This window comes from Pseudarthrobacter sp. MDT1-56, from assembly GCF_059383555.1.
In genome coordinates this window covers 1-21,748 of sequence record NZ_JBWZCK010000019.1, presented here as the reverse complement: position 1 = coordinate 21,748, position 21,748 = coordinate 1, and the positions used below count along the sequence as shown (strand labels likewise).

At 67.5% G+C, this 21,748-nt stretch carries 19 protein-coding genes and 1 pseudogene; 19 read left to right on the top strand and 1 reads right to left on the bottom strand.

The window, feature by feature from the left end; genetic code table 11:
* Positions 1-94: 94 nt before the first annotated feature.
* From ribB to hisF, 6 genes are all read left to right on the top strand, one after another.
* Positions 95-727: a 3,4-dihydroxy-2-butanone-4-phosphate synthase gene (gene ribB, locus AC50YC_RS18945; protein WP_494954836.1), complete on the top strand. Its 633-nt coding sequence runs from the start codon at positions 95-97 to the stop codon at positions 725-727.
* A gap of 13 nt (positions 728-740) precedes the next feature.
* The gene (ribA, locus tag AC50YC_RS18940) at positions 741-1,439 is read left to right on the top strand and encodes a GTP cyclohydrolase II (protein ID WP_494954828.1); all 699 of its coding nucleotides are present in this window, start codon (positions 741-743) and stop codon (positions 1,437-1,439) included.
* Positions 1,440-1,520: 81 nt separating this feature from the next.
* Positions 1,521-2,006, top strand: coding sequence for a 6,7-dimethyl-8-ribityllumazine synthase (gene ribH, locus AC50YC_RS18935; protein ID WP_494954827.1), 486 nt, complete (start codon positions 1,521-1,523; stop codon positions 2,004-2,006).
* A gap of 130 nt (positions 2,007-2,136) precedes the next feature.
* Positions 2,137-2,400: a phosphoribosyl-ATP diphosphatase gene (locus AC50YC_RS18930; protein ID WP_123254457.1), complete on the top strand. Its 264-nt coding sequence runs from the start codon at positions 2,137-2,139 to the stop codon at positions 2,398-2,400.
* 158 nt (positions 2,401-2,558) lie between these two features.
* Entirely contained in the window at positions 2,559-3,401 is an 843-nt protein-coding gene (hisG, locus tag AC50YC_RS18925) for an ATP phosphoribosyltransferase (RefSeq protein WP_354173506.1), read from the top strand.
* A gap of 45 nt (positions 3,402-3,446) precedes the next feature.
* Entirely contained in the window at positions 3,447-4,223 is a 777-nt protein-coding gene (gene hisF / locus AC50YC_RS18920) for an imidazole glycerol phosphate synthase subunit HisF (protein WP_354173507.1), read from the top strand.
* 100 nt (positions 4,224-4,323) lie between these two features.
* Here hisF and AC50YC_RS18915 read toward each other — a convergent pair whose 3' ends face one another.
* Complete coding sequence (locus tag AC50YC_RS18915) at positions 4,324-4,968, bottom strand: TIGR03085 family metal-binding protein (RefSeq protein WP_494954826.1); 645 nt, start codon at positions 4,966-4,968, stop codon at positions 4,324-4,326.
* A 155-nt stretch (positions 4,969-5,123) separates the two neighbouring features.
* Between AC50YC_RS18915 and hisI the strand changes: the two genes are divergently transcribed.
* The 13 genes and pseudogenes from hisI to AC50YC_RS18850 all read left to right on the top strand — a co-directional run.
* Positions 5,124-5,576: a phosphoribosyl-AMP cyclohydrolase gene (gene hisI / locus AC50YC_RS18910; protein ID WP_494954825.1), complete on the top strand. Its 453-nt coding sequence runs from the start codon at positions 5,124-5,126 to the stop codon at positions 5,574-5,576.
* A 108-nt stretch (positions 5,577-5,684) separates the two neighbouring features.
* A complete protein-coding gene (locus tag AC50YC_RS18905; RefSeq protein WP_494954824.1) occupies positions 5,685-7,250 on the top strand; it encodes an anthranilate synthase component I in 1,566 nt (521 codons plus the stop codon).
* Entirely contained in the window at positions 7,247-7,882 is a 636-nt protein-coding gene (locus tag AC50YC_RS18900) for a Trp biosynthesis-associated membrane protein (protein WP_494954823.1), read from the top strand. The genes AC50YC_RS18905 and AC50YC_RS18900 overlap by 4 nt, the downstream gene beginning before the upstream one ends.
* Positions 7,883-7,974: 92 nt before the next feature.
* Positions 7,975-8,265, top strand: coding sequence for an HGxxPAAW family protein (locus AC50YC_RS18895; protein ID WP_354173512.1), 291 nt, complete (start codon positions 7,975-7,977; stop codon positions 8,263-8,265).
* A gap of 2 nt (positions 8,266-8,267) precedes the next feature.
* A complete protein-coding gene (gene trpC / locus AC50YC_RS18890; protein ID WP_494954822.1) occupies positions 8,268-9,086 on the top strand; it encodes an indole-3-glycerol phosphate synthase TrpC in 819 nt (272 codons plus the stop codon).
* Between the two features lie 96 nt (positions 9,087-9,182).
* The gene (trpB, locus tag AC50YC_RS18885) at positions 9,183-10,511 is read left to right on the top strand and encodes a tryptophan synthase subunit beta (RefSeq protein ID WP_494954821.1); all 1,329 of its coding nucleotides are present in this window, start codon (positions 9,183-9,185) and stop codon (positions 10,509-10,511) included.
* Positions 10,508-11,335: a tryptophan synthase subunit alpha gene (gene trpA, locus AC50YC_RS18880; RefSeq protein ID WP_494954820.1), complete on the top strand. Its 828-nt coding sequence runs from the start codon at positions 10,508-10,510 to the stop codon at positions 11,333-11,335. The genes trpB and trpA overlap by 4 nt, the downstream gene beginning before the upstream one ends.
* Before the next feature lie 3 nt (positions 11,336-11,338).
* A complete protein-coding gene (gene lgt, locus AC50YC_RS18875) occupies positions 11,339-12,514 on the top strand; it encodes a prolipoprotein diacylglyceryl transferase (RefSeq protein WP_494954819.1) in 1,176 nt (391 codons plus the stop codon).
* Between the two features lie 263 nt (positions 12,515-12,777).
* Positions 12,778-17,394 (top strand): glutamate synthase large subunit, encoded by a 4,617-nt coding sequence (gene gltB, locus AC50YC_RS18870; RefSeq protein ID WP_494954818.1) that lies wholly within the window; start codon positions 12,778-12,780, stop codon positions 17,392-17,394.
* Entirely contained in the window at positions 17,387-18,844 is a 1,458-nt protein-coding gene (locus tag AC50YC_RS18865; protein WP_494954817.1) for a glutamate synthase subunit beta, read from the top strand. Before gltB ends, AC50YC_RS18865 begins: the two co-directional genes overlap by 8 nt.
* 83 nt (positions 18,845-18,927) lie before the next feature.
* Positions 18,928-20,427, top strand: coding sequence for a pyruvate kinase (pyk, locus tag AC50YC_RS18860; protein WP_494954816.1), 1,500 nt, complete (start codon positions 18,928-18,930; stop codon positions 20,425-20,427).
* A gap of 106 nt (positions 20,428-20,533) precedes the next feature.
* Positions 20,534-20,917 carry a rhodanese-like domain-containing protein gene (locus AC50YC_RS18855; RefSeq protein WP_494954815.1) on the top strand — a complete coding sequence of 128 codons (384 nt, stop codon included), beginning with the start codon at positions 20,534-20,536 and terminating at the stop codon, positions 20,915-20,917.
* A 129-nt stretch (positions 20,918-21,046) separates the two neighbouring features.
* Positions 21,047-21,748 (top strand): annotated as a pseudogene (locus tag AC50YC_RS18850) (MBL fold metallo-hydrolase); the annotation flags it as partial.

Sequence of the window (21,748 nt, the reverse complement as noted above, 5' to 3'; positions counted from 1 at the left end):
GGACATCACTGCCCAGCAGCCTCTTCTCACTGAGCCCGCCGACGCTGCCCTGCCCGCGGAGCTTGCACCCGCGCCGGTCATCCCGCCGACCGGAATGGACCTGATCGAGGACGCCGTCCGCGCCATGGCTGCCGGACGCCCCGTCCTGGTGGTCGACAACGAGGACCGCGAAAACGAAGGCGACATCATCTTCGCCGCGCAGCACGCCACACCGGCCCTGATGGGCTGGACCATCCGGTACAGCTCCGGCGTGATCTGCGTACCGCTCGACGCCGGCCGTGCCGACGCCCTCGCGCTGCCGCCGATGGTCGAAATCAACGAGGACGCCAAGGGCACCGCCTACACGGTGTCCTGCGACGCGGCGGTGGGCGTCAGCACCGGTATCTCCGCCACGGACCGGGCCCTGACCGCTCGGATCCTGGCCGATCCCGGGAGCCAGCCGGCGGCGCTGACCCGGCCCGGGCATGTTTTTCCGCTCCGAGCCGTTAAGGGGGGAGTGCGGGAGCGCCCCGGCCACACCGAAGCGGCTGTGGAACTGTGCCAACTGGCCGGACTCGAGCCCGTGGGCGTGATTGCAGAAGTGGTGTACGACAACGGAGAAATGATGAGGCTGGACGGACTTCGGGGCTTCGCCCTCGAACACGGCTGCCCGCTGGTCTCGATTGCGGACCTGGTGACTTACCTTGAGGCCAGGCAGCCTGCCGGCCACGCAACGGACCCGGTTTGATGGAGGAGAAACGATGACGACGTCGGAAGCCCAAGAACAGCGGGAAACCGGACGCCAGCTGCATCCGGTCAGCGCCGGTCCGGTGGTCCAGCTGCCCACCGCCTTTGGTGACTTCGTGGCGCAGGCCTGGACCGACCTGGCCACCGGCGCCGAGCACCTCGCGGTTAGCTCGCCGCTGCCGCCGGTCGACGGCACGGCCCCGCTGGTCCGGTTGCATTCGGAATGCCTCACCGGAGACGTGTTCGGCTCCTACCGCTGCGACTGCGGCGAACAGCTGGCCTATGCCCTGGAAATGATCAACGAGTTCGGCGGGACCCTGCTGTACCTGCGCGGCCAGGAGGGCCGGGGCATCGGCCTGGCGAACAAAATGAAGGCCTACGCCCTGCAGGAAGCCGGCTTCGACACCGTCGAGGCCAACGAACAGCTGGGCCTGCCCGTGGATGCCCGCTGCTACAAGGCCGCGGCCCAGATCCTCGCGGACATGGGCCTGCACGAGGTCCGCCTGCTGAGCAACAACCCGGACAAGCAGGACCGGCTGGCCCAGGCCGGCGTCCGCGTCGTGGAGATGGTGCCCACCGAGGTTCCCTCCCGCGAGCAGAACATCCGGTACCTGCAGACCAAGAAGGACCGGATGGACCACCGGCTGGTCCTGGACATGGAGCCGGCCGCGCTGGTTGCCGGTCCGCGCGGCTTCGAGCACGACCAGGACTGAAAGACTCTGCGGCCGGCCGCACCTGCGGCCGCCCGACGTTTCGACACGCACACCACAACTGAGCAGAACAAGGATTCCCAGATGAGCGGACACGGCGCACCACAGATTGACCTCAGCACCTTCAAACCGGAGGAAACCTCGCAGCTGCGGCTGGCCATCGTGGCCGCGAGCTGGCATACCCAGATCATGGACGGGCTGCTCGACGGAGCCCTGCGCGCGGCGAAGGACGCCGGTATCAGCGAACCGACCGTGCTTCGCGTCCCCGGCACCTTCGAGCTTCCCGTTGCCACTGCCCGGCTGGCACCGCACTTCGACGCCGTCGTGGCGCTGGGCGTCGTGATCCGCGGCGGAACCCCGCACTTCGAGTACGTCTGCGAGGCGGCCACGCTCGGCCTGACCGAGGTCTCGGTACGCACCGGCGTCCCGGTCGGCTTCGGCGTGCTGACCTGCGACACGGAACAGCAGGGCATCGACCGGGCCGGGCTGCCGGGCTCCACTGAGGACAAGGGCCACGAGGCCGTCACCGCCGCCCTGGCCACCGCGGTGACTCTCAAACAGTTCAGCTGATCCGGCAAGGTCCGGCCGTGCCCCGCACGGGGTACGGCCGGACCAGCCAACTGTGTAATCGCTCACATCCCCGCCGTCATGCAAGGGCCCGGCGGGCGTCCTCCGCCCGCGAGCAAGTAGGCTGGAGGGTGTGAAGAATTTCGAATCGCTGTTCGCAGAACTGAGTGAGAAGGCAGCCGCCCGTCCGGAGGGCTCCCGCACCGTCGCCGAACTGGATTCCGGAGTCCACGGCATCGGCAAGAAAGTCGTGGAGGAAGCAGCCGAGGTCTGGATGGCTGCCGAGTACGAATCCGATGAAGCCGCCGCCGAAGAAATCTCGCAGCTGCTCTATCACCTGCAGGTTCTGATGCTCGCCAAAGGACTCAGCCTGGAAGACGTCTACAAGCATCTCTAGCCACGTCCGCTCCGGAAACCGCCAGGCCCCCCTGAGATTCCGGCGCCCCGCGTGGCCCGCTGTGCCTGTACTGACCCTGGACGGGCTGTTCCTGAACGGCTGTTTCTGAACAGACTGTTTTTGAACGGACTGCGTCCCGACCAAGAAAGACCTCCCCAATGCTGAGAGTTGCCGTCCCGAACAAGGGATCCCTGTCCGAAGCCGCCTCCGCCATGCTCGCCGAGGCCGGCTACCGCCAGCGCCGCGACACCCGCGAACTGGTCATGGTGGACCCGGACAACGACATTGAATTCTTCTTCCTCCGCCCCCGCGACATCGCCGTGTACGTCGGGCAGGGCACGCTCGACGTCGGCATCACCGGCCGCGACCTGCTCCTCGACGCTGAGGTGGAAGCCGAAGAACTGCTCCCGCTGGGCTTCGCCGCCTCCACCTTCCGCTTCGCCGGCCCGGTCGGCGACTTCGCCACGGTCGAACAGCTCGAAGGAAAGCGGCTCGCCACCAGCTACGACGGACTGCTCCGCGGCTACCTCGCCGAGCGCGGCATCAAGGCCAAGGTCGTCCGCCTCGACGGCGCCGTCGAATCCTCCGTGCGACTCGGTGTCGCGGACGCGATCGCCGACGTCGTCGAAACAGGCAACACCCTCAAAGCCGCCGGCATGGAGATCTTCGGACTGCCCATCCTGCACTCCGAAGCCGTCCTGATCGGCCGCAAGGGCGAGCAGAACCCGGCCGCCGACGTGCTGATCCGCCGGCTCCAGGGCGTCCTGGTGGCCCGGCAGTACGTCATGATGGACTACGACATCCGCAAAGAGCTCGTGGAAGAAGCCGCGGCTCTCACGCCCGGGCTGGAATCTCCCACGGTCTCGCCGCTGCGCGACTCGGACTGGGTTGCCGTCCGCTCGATGGTGCCGAAGAAGCAGACCAACCGGATCATGGACGAGCTCTACGACCTGGGCGCCCGCGCCATCCTGGTCAGCACGATCCACGCCTGCCGCATCTGACCCGGCGCCCGCAAAACCTTTCGTAAGCGAATACCAGGAGAAGTCATGGCTGTAGCCGTCCGCGTTATCCCGTGCCTGGACGTCGACGCCGGCCGCGTCGTCAAGGGCATCAACTTCGAAGGCCTGCGCGACGCCGGAGACCCGGTGGAGCTGGCGCACCGCTATGACAACGGCGGCGCCGACGAGCTGACCTTCCTTGATGTCACGGCGTCCTCGGGCAACCGGGAGACCACCTTCGACGTCGTGCGGCGCACCGCCGAGGAAGTCTTCATCCCGCTGACCGTCGGCGGCGGCGTCCGCGGCGTCGCCGAAGTGGACAAGCTCCTGCGTTACGGCGCGGACAAGGCGGCGATCAACACCGCCGCCGTCGCCCGTCCCGACGTGATCGACGAGATCACCCGGCACTTCGGGTCCCAGGTCCTGGTGCTGTCCCTCGATGCACGGCGCACCCGCCCGGGGTCGCAGCCCACCGCTTCCGGCTTTGAGGTCACCACGCACGGCGGCCGCCAGGGCACCGGCATCGATGCCATCGCCTGGGCCCGTGAAGCGGCTGACCGCGGGGTGGGGGAAATCCTGCTGAACTCGATCGACGCCGACGGCACCAAGGACGGCTTCGACCTGGAGCTGATCCGCCTCGCGCGGGCAGGGGTCAAGGTTCCGCTCATCGCTTCCGGCGGAGCCGGCAAACCGGAGCACTTCCCGCCGGCAGTAGCGGCCGGCGCCGACGCGGTGCTCGCAGCGTCCGTTTTCCACTTCGGCCCGCTGGACATGATCGCCCAGGTCAAGGCCGCGATCCGCGACGCAGGCTTCGAAGTCCGCTAACCGCACCGCTCAAAGCAACGCGGGGTCACTTACCGCCCATCCCGGAGGGGATTATGGGCGGTGAATGACCCCGCGTTTGCTGTGCTGTGGAGGAGGGGGCTTAGAGCCCGACCTCGGCGGATTGCAGGAGCGCGACGGCGTCCGGCTGGCCTTCGAAGGTCACGAGCGCGTGGTGGGTGCGCCCATGCGCGTGCATCAGGAGTTCGCCCGGTTCGCCGACGATCGCCACGGACACCGGAGCGCGTTTGGCGACGTGCCGGGGGCCGGAGGGACGCACCAGCACGATTCCGAGGTCCACGCCGCGGTAGAGGATGGCTGCGCGCTTCACCAGTTCATCCCAGAGGGCGTCCGAATACTCCTCGTCCAGGGCGCGGGGCGCCCAGCGGTCCACGGCGCGGCGGACGTCCTCGGTGTGGACGAAGTATTCGATCAGGTTGGCGCTTTCGTCCAGCGCCTTGATCTTCATCGGCGAAAAAGCGGACGGTCCGGCGCGGAAGGAGTTGACCAGCTTGTTGTACTCCTCCGGCGTCGTGAGCTTGGCCGCCAGCGCGGCCGTGGCCTGGTCCGACGCCTTGGCCAGGCGTTTGAACAGCAGGCCGAGTCCGACGGCGGCTTTTCGCTCGCGCAGGTACAGGTGGGCAGCAAGGTCCCTGGTGCGCCAGCCCTTACAGAGCGTGGGGGAGTCAGGACCGGCCGCCAGTAAGGTTTCGGCCAGAACTTCTCGGGAGGGATCGACGAAATGCATCACTTGTGAAACTAGCACGAGACGGCAGCGCGTGTGCACCTGAACCGCCGTCGTTTTGGCCGCCCGGAAGCGATTCACGCCGTGGTGACGCCGATGTTAAGCGCGGCGGCGGGCAACCGGGCGGCGCACCGCGCCAAGGCACTAGACTTGAGCTGATGTCTGAGCAGCCCGCCCCCGCCCCCGTCACTGGAATTACTGCCAGTGGAAGCGCCGTCACCGGAAGCACCGTCCCCGGCCAGCCCGCGCCCCCCAGCCCCCTCCCGGCGGGCCTCGCTGAAGCCCTGAAACGGGACAGCGCCGGCCTGGTCGCAGCGATCGTGCAGCAATACGACACCAACGAGGTGCTGATGCTGGGCTGGATGGACGACGAGGCCCTGCACCGCACCATGACCAGCGGACGGGTGACGTTCTACTCCCGCTCCCGCCAGGAGTACTGGCGCAAGGGGGACACCTCCGGCCATGTGCAGTGGCTCAAATCCCTCGCCATGGACTGCGACGGCGACGCGCTGCTGGTCCGCGTGGACCAGGTCGGTGCGGCCTGCCACACCGGGACCCGTACCTGCTTCGACGGCCGCGGACTCGACGTCGTCACCGGCCACGCCGGCTGACCTCAGCAGCTCACCGTGGCGCACAGCCGCACAGGGCAGCCGCATCGGGGGAACACCCCACACACCCAACCTTCAGGACCACTGAAAGAACAGGCGGAAACCACAGCCATGCAGGACCTAGGAATCATCAGCCCGGGCCTGGAGGAGTTCCGTGAACTCGCAGGCCACAGCCGTGTCATCCCCGTCCGGCTCAAGGTGCTGGCTGACGCCGAAACCCCGATCGGGCTGTACCGCAAACTCGCCCAGGGCCAGCCCGGCACGTTCCTGATGGAATCCGCGGCCGTCGGCGGCTCCTGGTCCCGCTACTCGTTCATCGGTGCCCGCTCCCGCGCCACCCTGACCACTAAGGACGGCCAGGCGCACTGGCTCGGCGAACCGCCCGTCGGCGTTCCGCTGGCCGGCAGCCCCGTGGACGCCATCCGCGACACCGTCGAGGCCCTCCGCACCGACCGTTTCGAAGGCCTGCCGCCGTTCACCTCCGGCCTGGTGGGATTCCTCGGCTGGGAAACCGTCCGGCACTGGGAAAAGCTCACCAGCCCGCCCGAGGACGACCTGGAACTGCCGGAAATGGCGCTGAACCTCGTCACCGACATGGCCGTGCACGACAACATGGACGGCACCGTGCTGCTGATCGCCAACGCGATCAACTTCGACAACAGCACCGAACGGGTCGACGAGGCCTGGCATGACGCCGTCGCCCGGGTCAAGGCCCTGCTGGCACAGGTCAGCGCCCCCGTCCAGCAGCCGGTCTCCGTGCTGGACCCCGCCGCCCTGGACTTCGCCTCCAGCGTGCAGGAACGCTGGGACGAGACGGACTACCTCGCCGCCCTGGACCGCAGCAAGGAAGCAATTGTCGACGGCGAAGTCTTCCAGGTTGTCATCTCGCGCCGCTTCGAAATGGAATGCGGCGCGGACCCGCTGGATGTCTACCGGGTCCTCCGGAACACCAACCCCAGCCCGTACATGTACATCTTCAGTCTCGAGGACGCCAACGGCCGGCAGTACTCGATTGTCGGTTCCTCCCCGGAAGCGCTTGTGACCGTGACCGGCGAGGAAGTCATCACCCACCCCATCGCCGGTTCCCGGCCGCGCGGCAAGACCGTGGAGGCAGACAAGGCGCTGGCCGAGGAGCTCCTCGCGGACGAGAAGGAACGCGCCGAACACCTGATGCTGGTCGATCTCTCCCGCAACGACCTGTCCAAGGTCTGCGTCGCCGGCACCGTCGACGTCACCCAGTTCATGGAAGTCGAGCGCTTCAGCCACATCATGCACCTGGTCTCCACCGTGGTCGGCAAACTCGCGCCCACCGCCAAGGCGTACGACGTGCTGAAGGCGACCTTCCCCGCCGGAACTCTCTCCGGCGCCCCCAAGCCCCGCGCGCTGCGCCTGCTCGACGAGCTGGAACCGCACCGCCGCGGGATCTATGGGGGAGTGGTGGGCTACCTCGACTTCGCCGGTGACATGGACATGGCCATCGCCATCCGCTCGGCCCTGCTGCGGGAAGGCCGCGCCTACGTGCAGGCCGGCGGCGGCATTGTGGCCGACTCCGTGAATGCCACCGAAGCCCTCGAAACCGTCAACAAGGCCGCAGCGCCGATGCGTGCAGTCCATACGGCCCGGTCGCTGCGCAACATCACGGCGGACTCCATTCCCGACGCCGGGACGCAGGCATGAGCGGCACCACGGTCAAGAGCACCAGCCCCGTCGTTCCCCGCTGGGCCCGGAAATCCACCCTCGTGCTGGCCATCGCCGCCTTGGCGCTGGCCGTCTTCGGAACCACCACACAGACCTGGCTCACCGTCCACCTCGACCCGGCCCAGCTCGGGGCGGCCGTCGACAGCCAGGACGGCCTGCAGGTGCAGGGCAGCAAAGCCGCGACCGCGGTGACGGCCCTGGCGCTGGTGGCCCTCGCCGGCGGACTCGCCGCGTCGATCGCCGGCCGGGTTGCCCGCTGGATCATTACGGCGCTCATCCTGCTCGCCGCCGCAGGCATCGCCGGCGCCGCCGCGATCGTCATCGCGGACCCGCTGGCCGCCGCCCAGGGCTCCATCGCCGCCGCCACCGGGATCACCGGCAGCAACGTGCAGGTGGACGTCACAGTGTTCCCGGCCCTCGCCGTCGTCGCCGGCACCCTGCTGGGGCTCAGCGCCCTGCTGGTCATCCCGGCGGGCCGCTACTGGAAGTCACGCACGAAATACGACACCGCAGCAACGGGTGCAGCCGCCGGCGGGTCCGCGGCGCCGGCGGGGCCGGCGGATGAGATCGACAGCTGGGACCGGTTGTCACGCGGTGACGATCCCACCTGAGCCGATGCCGCGGGCGCCCGCCCAGTAACGCGGCCAACGACACGGCCAAAAAATGGCAGAATGTAAGCAGTATTCACCCTGAGGAGATTTCAATGAGCAAAGCACCAGTTTCCGCCCCCAAGCCCGCTGCCGGAACCGGCTACTCCTACGACGACATCGATCACCGCGAACCGACCGGCCACGGCAACAGCCCGGCAGCCTGGACCACCGTCCTGGTCATGCTCGTCGGCGCCCTCATCATGTCGATCGCCTTTGTCATCGCCAACACCACAATCTTCATCGCGGGCGGCGTTGTGATGCTGCTGGGCCTGGTCATCGGCCTCGTCATGCGCAAGGCCGGTTACGGCGTGGGCGGCAGCAAGCTGAAGAACTCCGGCCACTAAGGGTGACTGTTCTCGATGACCTCAACGCCGGTGTCAGGGAGGATATGGAGGCCCGTCAGCGCCTCGTCACGCTCGCCGAACTGAAGGAGCGCGCCGCCGCGGCCGCGCCGGCACGCGACGCCTGGACCGCCCTGGGCGGTCCCACGGCCACCCGCGGGCAGCTGAAGGTGATCGCCGAAATCAAGCGCCGCAGCCCCTCCAAGGGCGATCTCGCCAGCATCGCGGACCCCGCCTCGCTCGCCGTGCAGTACGCCGACGGCGGCGCGGCCGCGATCAGCGTGCTGACCGAACAGCGCCGCTTCAACGGCTCGCTGGCCGACTTCGACGCCGTCCGGGCAGCCGTGGACACCCCGCTGCTGCGCAAGGACTTCATGCTCGATGAGTACCAGATCTGGGAGGCCCGGGCACACGGGGCCGACCTGATCCTGCTGATCGTGGCGTCGCTGTCCGATGCGCAGCTGCGCGAGTTCAGCGCCCTCAGCCGCGAACTCGGCATGAACGTGCTCGTCGAGACGCACACGGCCGAGGAAATCGAGCGGGCGGTTGCCGCCGAGGCGCGGATCATCGGCGTCAACGTAAGGAACCTCAAGACGCTCGACGTCGACCGTTCCGTTTTCGCCGAACTCGCCGGACGTATTCCCGCCGGCGCGCTCGTCATCGCGGAATCGGGCGTGCGCGGCGTCGACGACGTCCGGCACTACGCCGCGAACGGCGCCAACGCCGTCCTCGTCGGCGAGGCCCTGGTCAGCGACGCGACCCCGCGGGAGCGGATCGCTGAATTCATGGCCGCCGGAGCCGAAGCAATCGCCGCACGTTCCTGACCCTGGCTCCGGCCGGGCAACACCTGGCCGGATGCCGTCAGCTCCTCCGTGCAGCACCCCAGATCTAATTAACAGTGGAACAGGATGGTGAGACTGATGGTCGATGCGCCAGCAGCCGGCTCAGACGAAAGCGCCGTGGACGCGTTCCTGCAGGGTGGAGAATCCCTGCGGCACGCCCCCGGACCCTACTTCGGCTCCTACGGCGGCCGCTGGATGCCCGAGTCACTCATCGCAGCCCTGGATGAGCTTGAGGACACCTTCGAGAAAGCCAAGGCGGACCCCGAGTTCACCGCGCAGATCGCGGAGCTGAACAAGAACTACTCCGGCCGGCCTTCGCTGCTGACGGAGGCCAAGCGCTTCGCCGAGCACGCCGGAGGCGTGCGGATCTTCCTCAAGCGGGAGGACCTCAACCACACCGGCTCGCACAAGATCAACAACGTGCTGGGCCAGGCGCTGCTTGCCAAGCGAATGGGTAAAACCCGTGTCATCGCCGAGACCGGCGCCGGGCAGCACGGCGTCGCCAGCGCCACCGCCGCAGCCCTGATGGGCCTGGAGTGCGTTGTGTACATGGGCGCCGAGGACTGCCGCCGGCAGGCCCTCAACGTGGCCCGGATGGAGCTCCTCGGAGCCACCGTCATCCCGGTGACCAACGGTTCGCAGACGCTCAAGGACGCCATCAACGAGGCGCTCCGCGACTGGGTAGCCAACGTGGACAACACCCACTACCTGCTGGGCACCGCCGCCGGCGCGCACCCCTTCCCGGCCATGGTCCGCTACTTCCACGAGGTCATCGGCGAGGAAGCCCGTGCCCAGATCCTGGAGCAGACCGGCCGCCTGCCCGACGCCGTGTGCGCCTGCATCGGCGGCGGCTCCAACGCGATCGGCATCTTCCACGGCTTCCTGGACGATCCCTCGGTCAAGATCTACGGCTTCGAAGCCGGCGGCGAGGGCGTCGAAACCGGCCGGCATGCCGCCACCATCACGCTCGGCAAGCCCGGCGTGCTGCACGGTGCGCGCTCCTACCTCATGCAGGACGACGACGGACAGACCATCGAATCGCACTCCATCTCGGCGGGCCTGGACTACCCCGGCGTCGGCCCGGAGCACTCCTACCTCGCGGACATCGGACGCGTCAGCTACGAGCCCATCACGGACAGCGAGGCCATGGACGCTTTCCGGCTGCTCTGCCGCACCGAGGGCATCATCCCGGCCATTGAGTCCGCGCACGCCCTGGCCGGTGCCATCAAGGTCGGCCAGCGGCTCGCCGCCGAGGTTGGGGCCGCAGGCAAAGCAACTGACAAGATCGTGCTCGTGAATCTCTCCGGCCGCGGCGACAAGGACGTGGCAACCGCCGCGGAATGGTTCGACCTGCTGGACAAGGATTCACCCGAACACGAGATCGCCAAAGAGGGGGAGCAGCTGTGAGCACCATCCAGGACCCGGGCGCCTCCCGGACCGCCAGCAAATCGGCCGCGGCGATCGACCGGGCCAAAGCCCAGGGCCGCGCGGCCCTGATCGGCTACCTCCCCGCCGGCTACCCGAGCGTCGAGGAGACCATCGCGGCCGGCATCGCCCTCGCGGAAAACGGCGCGGATTTGATCGAAATCGGCATCCCGTACTCCGACCCGGTCATGGACGGCCTGGTCATCCAGGCCGCGACCACGGAGGCCCTCGCCAAGGGCTTCCACGTCGCCCAGGTCTTCGATGTCGTCCGCGGCATCACCAGCAAAACCGACGCCGCCGTGCTGGTCATGACCTATTGGAACCCCGTGGTCCGGATGGGCGTGGAGGAATTTTCCCGCCAGCTCGCCGAGGCCGGGGGAGCCGGGCTCATCACCCCGGACCTGATCCCGGACGAGGCGTCGGAATGGATGGCAGCCTCGGACAAGTACGGCCTGGACCGGGTGTTCCTGGTGGCGCCATCATCCTCGCCAGAGCGGATGAGGCGCACCGTGGAGGCAAGCCGCGGCTTCGTCTACGCAGTCTCGATCATGGGCGTCACCGGCGCCCGCACCTCGGTCAGTTCCGCGGCTAAGGACGTTGTGGCCGCCGCGCACGCCGCCGGCGCCGAACGCGTCTGCGTCGGGCTGGGCGTATCCAACGCGGCCCAGGTCCGGGAGATCGCCGCCTACGCGGACGGCGTGATCGTGGGAACCGCGCTGGTTGTGGCCATCGGCGACGGCGGCGTGGATGCGGTAGCGTCCTTGACGAAAGACCTCAGCACCGGCCTTACCAGGGAAGAAGCTTAAGCAATGCAGTCAGTCCTCTACGCGGCGGCGATGGTCCCCGCGAGTATCCCGAGCCCGGACTGGTCCGGCTTCGACATCCCGCTGCCGTGGGGGTCACTGCGCATCCACGCCTACGCCCTGTGCATCCTGCTCGGCATCATCGTTGGTCTCTGGCTCACCTCCGTGCGCTGGACCAAGCGCGGCGCCCCGGAGGGCAGTGTCTGGGACATCGCCATCTGGGCCATCCCGTTCGGCATCATCGGCGGCCGGCTGTACCACGTGGTGTCCTCGCCGGACGCGTACTTCGGCCCCGGCTTCGACGGCACCGGTGATTTGTCCCTGATTCCGCAGCTCCAGCGCGGCGGGCTGGGCATCTGGGGCGCCGTGTTGCTGGGCGCCGTGGGCGCGTGGATCGGCTGCCGGAAGGCCGGCGTCAAGCTGAGCGCTTTCCTCGACGCCGCGGCTCCCGGATTGCTGCTGGCCCAGGCGATCGGACGCTGGGGCAACTACTTCAACCAGGAACTCTTCGGCGGCCCCACCACACTCCCGTGGGGTCTGCAGATCGACGCCGACAACCCGAACTTCCCTCCCGGCATGGCCGCGGACACGCTCTTCCACCCGACCTTCCTTTACGAATCCCTCTGGAACCTGGCCGGCGTCGGCATTCTGCTGTTGCTGGACCGCAAGTTCCGGTTCCGCCGCGGCCGCCTGTTCTGCCTGTATGCCGTCTACTACACACTGGGCCGGGTCTGGATCGAAGCGATGCGGATCGACGACGCCGAGCAGATCAGCCTCTTCGGCATCACCACGCGGTTGAACGTGTGGACCAGCATCTTCGTCCTGCTGGGCGCGCTGGCTGTGTTCATCATCCTGGGCCTGCGCAAGCGCACGGAGCCCGACACGGTCTACCTGCCGGGCCGCGAACCGTCCGAATCTGACACCCACACGGACACCGACAGCGGCACTGACAGCACTGTTCCTGCCTACAGCAATGTCCGCCATTCGGATTCTGCTGTCTCAGATAGTGAATCGCGTGATAATCTCCCTGATAACCAAAGCGGTCCAGGCCACGTTTCCGCCCCAGCTGAAGCGTCAAAGGAATCCACCGGCGGCACCAAGCCCGCCACCGGAGTACCGGCGGCCGGAGCACCCGGCCACCAGGGGACCGGAACCGCTCCGGAAGCTGAGGGCACCAAATAGCTCAGCCCCGGCAAACCGGGCCGCGGAGTCACCCCTCGCAGAGCCCGTTTCCACAGCGTCGTGGCATCAGGGAAGACCGCGGACTGCAGACAGTTGCCGTTCGCGCAAACCCGGGACTGTGGTCGCGTAACTGTTAGTGCAGGAGGCGGCCCTGACCTACAATTCGAGTAAGAAAACACTTTGTTGTGCCCATCACACCGGCGCACCGATGCGGGCCAATGTTGTCCCTCCCATACGCACGATCAGGAGGAAGGACGTCTCCCATGACCCAAACCCTGCACAGCCCCAGTTGGTCCGACCCAAGCGAGCCATCGGCCGCCATGTCACCGTTCAAGCGCTTCGCGGCGCTTCCCGAAGCTGCCGGGCTCTACAACCCCGAGCAGGAGAAGGACGCCTGCGGCCTCGCCATCATCGCGACCCTGCGGGGGGAGCCGGGTTACGACATCGTTGACGCCGCCCTGACAGCCCTGCGCAACCTTGAGCACCGCGGTGCCGTGGGGGCCGATGAAGGCACCGGCGACGGCGCCGGACTGCTGATGCAGATCCCGGACGAATTCTTCCGCGCAGTCACCGACTTCGAACTCCCGGCACCCGGCCAGTTCGTGGTGGGCACGGCCTTCCTCCCCGCCGAGCAGCGCGAATCCGACGCCGCGAAGGCCGGCATCGAGGGCCTCGCCGCCGATGAGGGCCTCACCGTCCTCGGCTGGCGCGAAGTGCCGATCGTCGCTGACCTCGTCGGCGCGATGGCCCGGGCCTGCATGCCCTACTTCTCCCAGCCGTTCTTTGCCTCCAGCGCCGGGGAAGTGCTGGAACGCAACGAACTCGACTCCCGTGCCTGGCGCATCCGGAAGCGGGCGCAGAACAAGTTCGGCGTGTACTTCCCGTCGCTGTCCTGCCGGACCATTGTCTACAAGGGCATGCTGACCACGGCCCAGCTCGAGCCGTTCTACCCGGACCTCTCGGACAAGCGCTTCAAGACCAAGCTGGCGATCGTCCACTCACGCTTCTCCACCAACACCTTCCCGTCCTGGCCGCTGGCCCAGCCCTTCCGGACCATCGCCCACAACGGCGAAATCAACACGGTCAAGGGAAACCGCAACTGGATGCGTGCCCGCCAGTCGCAGCTGGCCAACCCGCTGCTGGGGGATTCACCGGAGGAGCTGTACCCGATCTGCACCCCGGGCGCGTCCGACTCGGCGTCCTTCGACGAGGTCGCGGAACTGCTCTGGCTCTCCGGCCGGCCGATCACACACTCGATCATGATGATGATCCCGGAGGCGTGGGAAAACCACGCCACGATGGATCCGGCCCGCCGTGCCTTCTACGAGTACCACTCCATGCTGATGGAACCGTGGGACGGCCCCGCCGCCGTGTCCTTCACCGACGGCAACCTCGTCGGCGCCACCCTGGACCGCAACGGGCTGCGCCCCGGCCGGTTCTGGATCACCGAGGACGGCCTGATCATCTTCGCCTCCGAGGTCGGCGTGATCGACGTCGTACCGTCCAAGGTGGTCAAGAAGGGCCGCGTCTCGCCCGGCAAGATGTTCCTCGTGGACACCGACGCCGGCCGGATCATCAGCGACGCCGAGGTCAAGGCCGAGGTGGCGGCCGCCAACCCGTGGGCCGACTGGGTCAGGGAAAATCTGATCGATTTGAAGGACCTGCCCGAGCGCGAGCACGTGGTGCACACCGCGGCCTCGGTCAATATCCGCCAGCGCACCTTCGGCTACACCACCGAGGAACTGAAGATCCTGCTCGGCCCGATGGCCCGCACCGGCGCCGAGCCGCTCGGCGCCATGGGCTCGGACACCCCGGTGGCCGTGCTCTCGAAGCGGCCCCGGCTGCTGTTCGATTACTTTGTGCAGTCCTTCGCGCAGGTCACTAACCCGCCGCTGGACGCCATCCGTGAGGAACTCGTCACGTCGCTGACCTGCGCGATCGGTCCCAACGGCAACCTGCTGGACACCAAGCAGGTCCGCCAGCCGCAGGTTTCGCTGCCGTTCCCGGTGATCAACAACGACCAGCTCGCCAAGATCGCGAACATCGAGAACGCCGACGGCGACAAGGTCGCCATGAAGGTCCGCGGCCTCTACCGCCCCGAAGGCGGCGAGAACGCGCTGCGCGCCCGGCTGACCGAAATCTGCGAGCAGGTCTCCGGCGCCATCAACCGCGGCGTCCAGTACGTGGTGCTCTCGGACCGTGACTCGAACGCCCAGTGGGCGCCGATCCCGTCCCTGCTGCTGGTCAGCGCTGTACACCACCACCTGCTGCGCAGCGCCAACCGCACCAAGACCGCCCTGGTGGTTGAGGCCGGCGACGTCCGCGAAACGCACCACGTGGCCGTGCTGATCGGCTATGGTGCCTCCGCGGTAAACCCGTACCTGGCGATGGAATCGGTGGAACAGCTCATCTCCACCGGAGACGTCGTGGGGGTCACCCCGCAGGACGGCGTCTACAACCTGATCAAGGGCCTCGGCAAGGGCGTCCTGAAGATCATGTCCAAGATGGGCATCTCCACGGTGGCCTCCTACACCGGCGCCCAGACCTTCGAGGCCCTGGGCCTCGGCCAGGACCTGGTGGACGAGTACTTCTCCGGAACGCACTCCCAGCTGGGCGGCGTCGGCCTGGACGTTATCGCGGCCGAGGTCGCGGCACGCCACCGGATGGCGTACCCCGAAAACGGCATCGAGCAGCCCCACCAGGCCCTGATGGGCGGCGGCGAGTACCAGTGGCGCCGCGACGGCGAGCCGCACCTGTTCAACCCGGAGACCGTGTTCCGGCTGCAGCACGCCACGCGTGAGCGCCGTTACGACATCTTCAAGTCCTACACCCGCGGTGTGGACGACCAGTCCGAGAACCTCATGACCCTGCGCGGGCTGCTGAAGTTCAAGGCCGGGCTGCGCCCGGCGGTCCCGCTCGAGGAAGTGGAGTCCGTCTCCAGCATCGTCAAGCGGTTCTCCACCGGGGCGATGAGCTACGGCTCGATCTCGCAGGAGGCCCACGAAACCCTCGCGATCGCCATGAACCGGCTGGGCGGCAAGTCCAACACCGGTGAGGGCGGCGAGGACGTGGACCGGCTGCTCGACCCGACGCGCCGCTCCGCGGTCAAGCAGATCGCGTCCGGCCGTTTCGGTGTGACGAGCCTGTACCTGACCAACGCCGACGACATCCAGATCAAGATGGCGCAGGGCGCCAAGCCCGGCGAAGGCGGCCAGCTGATGGCGCAGAAGGTCTACCCCTGGGTGGCCCGGACACGGCACTCGACCCCCGGCGTCGGACTCATCTCCCCGCCCCCGCACCACGACATCTACTCGATCGAGGACCTCGCCCAGCTGATCTACGACGCGAAGCGGGCCAACCCGTCGGCGCGGGTGCACGTCAAGCTGGTCTCCGAGGTCGGGATCGGCACGGTGGCCGCCGGCGTCACGAAGGCCAAGGCCGACGTCGTCCTGGTCTCCGGGCACGACGGCGGTACCGGCGCCTCGCCGCTGAACTCGCTCAAGCATGCCGGTGTGCCGTGGGAGCTGGGTCTCGCCGAGACGCAGCAGACGCTCATGCTCAACGGCCTGCGCGACCGTGTGGTGGTGCAGGTGGACGGCCAGCTCAAGACCGGCCGCGACGTTGTGATCGCCGCGCTGCTCGGCGGCGAGGAGTTCGGGTTCGCCACCGCTCCGCTGGTGGTCTCCGGCTGCATCATGATGCGCGTCTGCCACCTCGACACCTGCCCGGTGGGCGTCGCGACGCAGAACCCCGAGCTGCGCTCCCGCTTCAACGGCAAACCCGAATTCGTGGTCAACTTCTTCGAATTCCTCGCCGAGGAAGTCCGCGAGATCCTGGCCGAGCTTGGTTTCCGGAGCATCGAGGAAGCGATCGGCCACGCCGAAATGCTTGACACCCGCGAGGCGATCAACCACTGGAAGGCCGAAGGGCTGGACCTGGACCCGATCCTGCACGGGCTCGAGTTCGACGACGACGCCCCGCTGCGCAACCTCACCGGCCAGAACCACGAGCTGGACAAGCACTTCGACCAGCGCCTGATGGTGATGGCAGCGGAAGCGCTGAGCGACCGCACACCGGTCAAGATCGCCGTCGACGTCATCAACACGGACCGCTCGGTCGGCACGATGCTGGGCCATGTGGTCACCAAAACCTTCAGCACGGACGTGCTGGCGACGGACACCATCGACATCACGCTGACCGGCACCGCCGGCCAGTCGCTCGGCGCCTTCCTGCCGGCCGGCATCACGCTGCGGATGTTCGGTGACTCCAACGACTACGTCGGCAAGGGCCTCTCCGGCGGGCGCATCATCGTCCGGCCGGACCGGACCAACGTGTTCCCGGCCGAGCGCAATGTGATTGCCGGCAACGTGATCGGCTACGGCGCCACGAGCGGCGAGATGTATCTGCGCGGCCAGGTCGGCGAACGCTTTATGGTCCGCAACTCCGGCGCCACCGCGGTGGTCGAGGGAATCGGCGACCACGGCTGCGAGTACATGACCGGCGGCCAGACGCTCATCATCGGGCGCACCGGCCGCAACTTCGGTGCCGGCATGTCCGGCGGCACGGCCTACGTGCTGGACCTGAAGGCCGAACGCGTCAACAAGCAGGCCCTGGAATCCGGCGAGCTGCAGCTGCGCGAACTGGACGCCGAGGACCGTGAGATTGTCCATGGACTGCTCCTGAAGCACTCCGAGGAGACCGAGTCGCTGCTTGCGGCACGGCTGCTGGAGAACTTCGACGACACCGCAGCCCGCATCACCAAGGTGCTGCCGCGCGACTACGCGGCCGTCCTGCAAACCCGCCTTGACGCCATCGAAGAGGGCCTGGACCCCGACGGCGAAGAAGTTTGGTCTCGAATCCTGGAGGTTACCGGTGGCTGATCCACGCGGATTTCTGAAAGTACGTCAGCGCGAAACCCAGCCTCGCCGTCCCGTTCCGGTCCGCATTATGGACTGGAAGGAAGTCTATGAGGCCCAGGAAAAGGGTGTCCTGAAGGCGCAGGCCGGCCGCTGCATGGACTGCGGTGTGCCGTTCTGCCACCAGGGCTGCCCGCTGGGCAATCTCATTCCGGAGTGGAACGACCTCATCTGGCGGGACAAGGGCGAGGAAGCGATGGAGCGGCTGCACGCCACCAACAACTTCCCCGAGTTCACCGGCCGGCTCTGCCCGGCTCCCTGCGAGGCGTCCTGCGTGCTGGGCATCAACCAGCCCGCCGTCACGATCAAGCAGGTCGAGGTCTCGATCGTGGACCAGGCGTTCGAGAACGGCTGGGTCAACCCGCTGCCGCCGGCCCGCCTCAGCGGCAAGACGGTCGCCGTCGTCGGCTCCGGCCCCGCCGGGCTCGCCGTCGCGCAGCAGCTGACCCGCGTGGGCCACACCGTCGCGGTGTACGAGCGCGACGACAAGATCGGCGGCCTCCTGCGTTACGGGATCCCCGATTTCAAGATGGAAAAAGAGCACGTTGACCGCCGCCTGGAGCAGATGAAGGCCGAAGGCACCCGCTTCCGGACCGGCGTCGCCGTCGGCACGGACGTGACCTGGGAGCAGCTGCGCCGCCGTTACGACGCCGTCGTGGTCGCCACCGGCGCCACCGTCCCGCGTGACCTGCCGATCCCGGGCCGCGAGCTCGAGGGCGTGCACTTCGCGATGGACTACCTCGTCCCGGCCAACCGTGTGGTGGCGGGGGAGACGGTCGAGAACCAGATCAATGCGGCCGGCAAGCACGTTGTCATCCTTGGCGGCGGCGACACCGGCGCGGACTGCCTCGGTACCGCGCACCGGCACCAGGCCGCGTCCGTCACCACCCTGGCGATCGGCAAGCAGCCGCCGGCGGAGCGCGCGGGCCACCAGCCGTGGCCGACGTTCCCGACCCTGTTCGAAGTTGCCAGCGCCCACGAGGAAGGCGGCGAACGCACCTACCTCGCCTCCACCGTCGAGTTCGTCGGCGAGAACGGCAAACTGACCGGCGTGAAGGTGGCCGAGACCGAATTCGTCGACGGCAAGCGCCTCCCGAAAGCCGGCACCGAACGGATCATCCCGGCGGACCTGGTCTTCCTGTCCCTGGGCTTCACCGGTCCGGAACCGGCCGGAATCACCGAGCAGGTCAGCGCCGAATTCGACGGCCGCGGCAACGTGGCCCGCGACGGCTACTACATGACCAACACGGAAGGCATCTTCGTCGCCGGAGACGCCGGCCGCGGGCAGTCGCTGATTGTCTGGGCCATTGCCGAGGGGCGCGCGTGCGCCGCCGCGGTGGACAAGTTCCTGATGGGCAGCACCATCCTTCCGGCGCCCGTCGCCCCGACCGACCGGGCCATGGCCGTTTTGTAGGCCGCAGGGTCCCTGCTGGTGGCCGGCGACGGTCACATTCCACCAACAACTTCATCCATGCAATCGACTACTAGGGTAGGTATATGAGACGCGCTAAAATAGTGGCCACCTTCGGACCGGCAATTGCGAGCTTCGAGAACACTCTCGCCGTGCTGGAAGCCGGCGTCGACGTGGCCCGCATGAACATGAGCCATGGCGATTACGCCGTACACGACACCACGTACGAGAACGTCCGCAAGGCTGCCGGGCAGCTCGGCAAGCCGGTCGCCATCATGGCCGACCTGCAGGGTCCGAAGATCCGCCTCGGCCGGTTCGTGGACGGGCCGCACCTGCTGGCCGTCGGCGACACTTTCACCATCACCACCGACGACGTCCCGGGCACCAAGGACATCTGCTCCACGACGCTCAAGAGCCTCACCGAGGACGTCAAGCCGGGCGACGCGCTCCTGATCGATGACGGCAAGGTCGCCCTCCGCGCGATCGACGTCGACGACGTCAAGGTCGTCGCCCAGGTGATCGTCGGCGGCTACGTCTCGAACAACAAGGGCATCAACCTGCCCGGCGTTGCCGTCAACGTGCCGGCGCTGAGCGAAAAGGACGAGGACGATCTCCGCTGGGCCATGCGCCGCGGCGTGGACATGGTGGCCCTCTCCTTCGTCCGGGACGCCTCGGACATCAAGCGCGTCCACGAGATCATGGACGAAGAAGGCCGCCGCGTGCCGGTTATCGCCAAGATCGAGAAGCCGCAGGCCGTAGAGCAGCTCCCCGAAATCATCGACGCCTTCGACGCCATCATGGTGGCCCGTGGCGACCTCGGCGTGGAACTCCCGCTCGAGGAAGTGCCGATCGTCCAGAAGCGCGCCGTTGAACTGGCCCGCCGCTGGGCCAAGCCGGTCATCGTGGCAACCCAAGTGCTGGAGTCCATGATCGACAACCCGCGCCCGACCCGCGCCGAGGCTTCCGACTGCGCCAACGCCGTGCTCGACGGCGCCGATGCAGTTATGCTCTCGGGCGAAACCAGCGTGGGCAAGTTCCCGATCGAAACCGTCAAGACCATGGCCCGGATCATCGAATCCACCGAGGTCCACGGCCTGGAGCGCGTCCCCCCGCTGGGCACCAAGCCCAAGACCCGCGGCGGCGCCATCACCCGTGCCGCCGTCGAAATCGCCGACCAGCTGGATGCGAAGTACATCTGTACCTTCACCCAGTCCGGTGACTCCGCCCGTCGTTTGTCGCGGCTGCGTCCGATCCGCCCGGTCTTCGCCTTTACCCCGGTGGAGCATGTCTGGAACCAGCTCGCGCTGACCTGGGGCATCCAGCCGGTCCTGGTCCCGATGGTGGGCCACACCGATGAGATGACCGCCCAGGTTGACCGCAGCCTGCTGAACATGGACCTCGTCGAGGACGGCGACATGGTGGTTATCGCCGCCGGTTCGCCTCCCGGAAAGGCCGGTTCCACGAACCTGCTCAAGGTCCACAAGGTCGGCGACCTCGCCGACGCGGGCAGCCTGGGCGAGGCCACGGTTACCAAGGACAAGCTCGGCCCCTGGCCGGAAAGGAAGAAGCGGAACAACAAGATCTAGTTCCGCGCTTCAGCTCAACGGGAGGGTTCCCGCCGTTCATCACGGCGGGGGCCCTCCCTTTTTGCGCGCTTGGTATGTAATACCCCTGGGGGTATATGATTTCGATATGACAAGCAGCGAGGTCACACCCATTCCCGTACGCACCGTGGCAACGGAAGAACTCGCCGGGGCTTGGCCCGGTGTTGCCGTGGTCGACGTCCGCAGCCGGGAGGAATATGCGGTCGCCTGCATTCCCGGAAGCATCAACATTCCACTGGATGAGCTCCCGTCCCGCCTGAAGGACGTGGCGAACGCCACGGTCTACCTGCTCTGCGGGTCAGGCAAGCGCAGCAGCCATGCGGCCGCGATTCTTTCCGCCCGGGGCTACGACGTCGTGAACGTCGCCGGCGGCATCACCGAGTGGTACCGCAACGGCCATCCGGCGACCTACGCGCTGGCTCCGGGGGCAGTCCCCGGCCAGGCCGTTGGCGCACCCTCGTGGTGCGGCTGACCGGTCGCGGCCCGGGGATGTCCTGAGCGCAAGGACCGGCGGCGCCACCCACTTGCAGGATACCCCCGGGGGTATTAGTGTTGTTAGTAGTCGACGGGGGAGACCCCACCTCTTTACGAAGGAGAGAACATGCTTCTGGAACGCATTTATGATGAGGATCTTGCCCAGGCCAGTTACCTGATCGGCTGCCAGGCCAAGGGTGAGGCGGTGGTCGTGGACGGCCGGCGTGATATCGCGGTGTACCAGGCGCTGGCGGCGAAGAACGGGATGAAGATCGTTGCGGTCACCGAGACCCATATCCACGCCGATTACCTCTCCGGGACCCGGGAACTCGCCGCGGCGACGGGGGCGAAGATCNTGACACGATCACCCTGGGCAACATCAGCATCAAGGCCCTGCACACCCCGGGCCACACCCCGGAGCACCTGTCCTTTTTGGTCACCGACGGCGCGTTCAGCGACCAGGCCGGCTACCTGCTCTCCGGTGACTTTGTCTTCTCCGGCGATCTGGGCCGCCCGGACCTGCTCGATGAGGCCGCCGGCGGGGTCGACACCCGCTTCCTGGGCGCGAAGCAGCTCTTCGCGAGCCTGCGGAATAAGTTCCTGACCCTCCCGGACTACGTCCAGGTCCACCCGGCCCACGGTGCCGGCAGTGCCTGCGGCAAGGCCCTGGGCGCGATCCCGTCCTCCACGGTCGGCTACGAACGGCTCTACGCCTGGTGGGGCCCCTACCTGGCGGCCAACGACGAGCAGGGCTTCGTCGATGAACTCCTCGACGGCCAGCCCGACGCGCACGCGTACTTCGGCCGGATGAAGCGGGAAAACCGTGAGG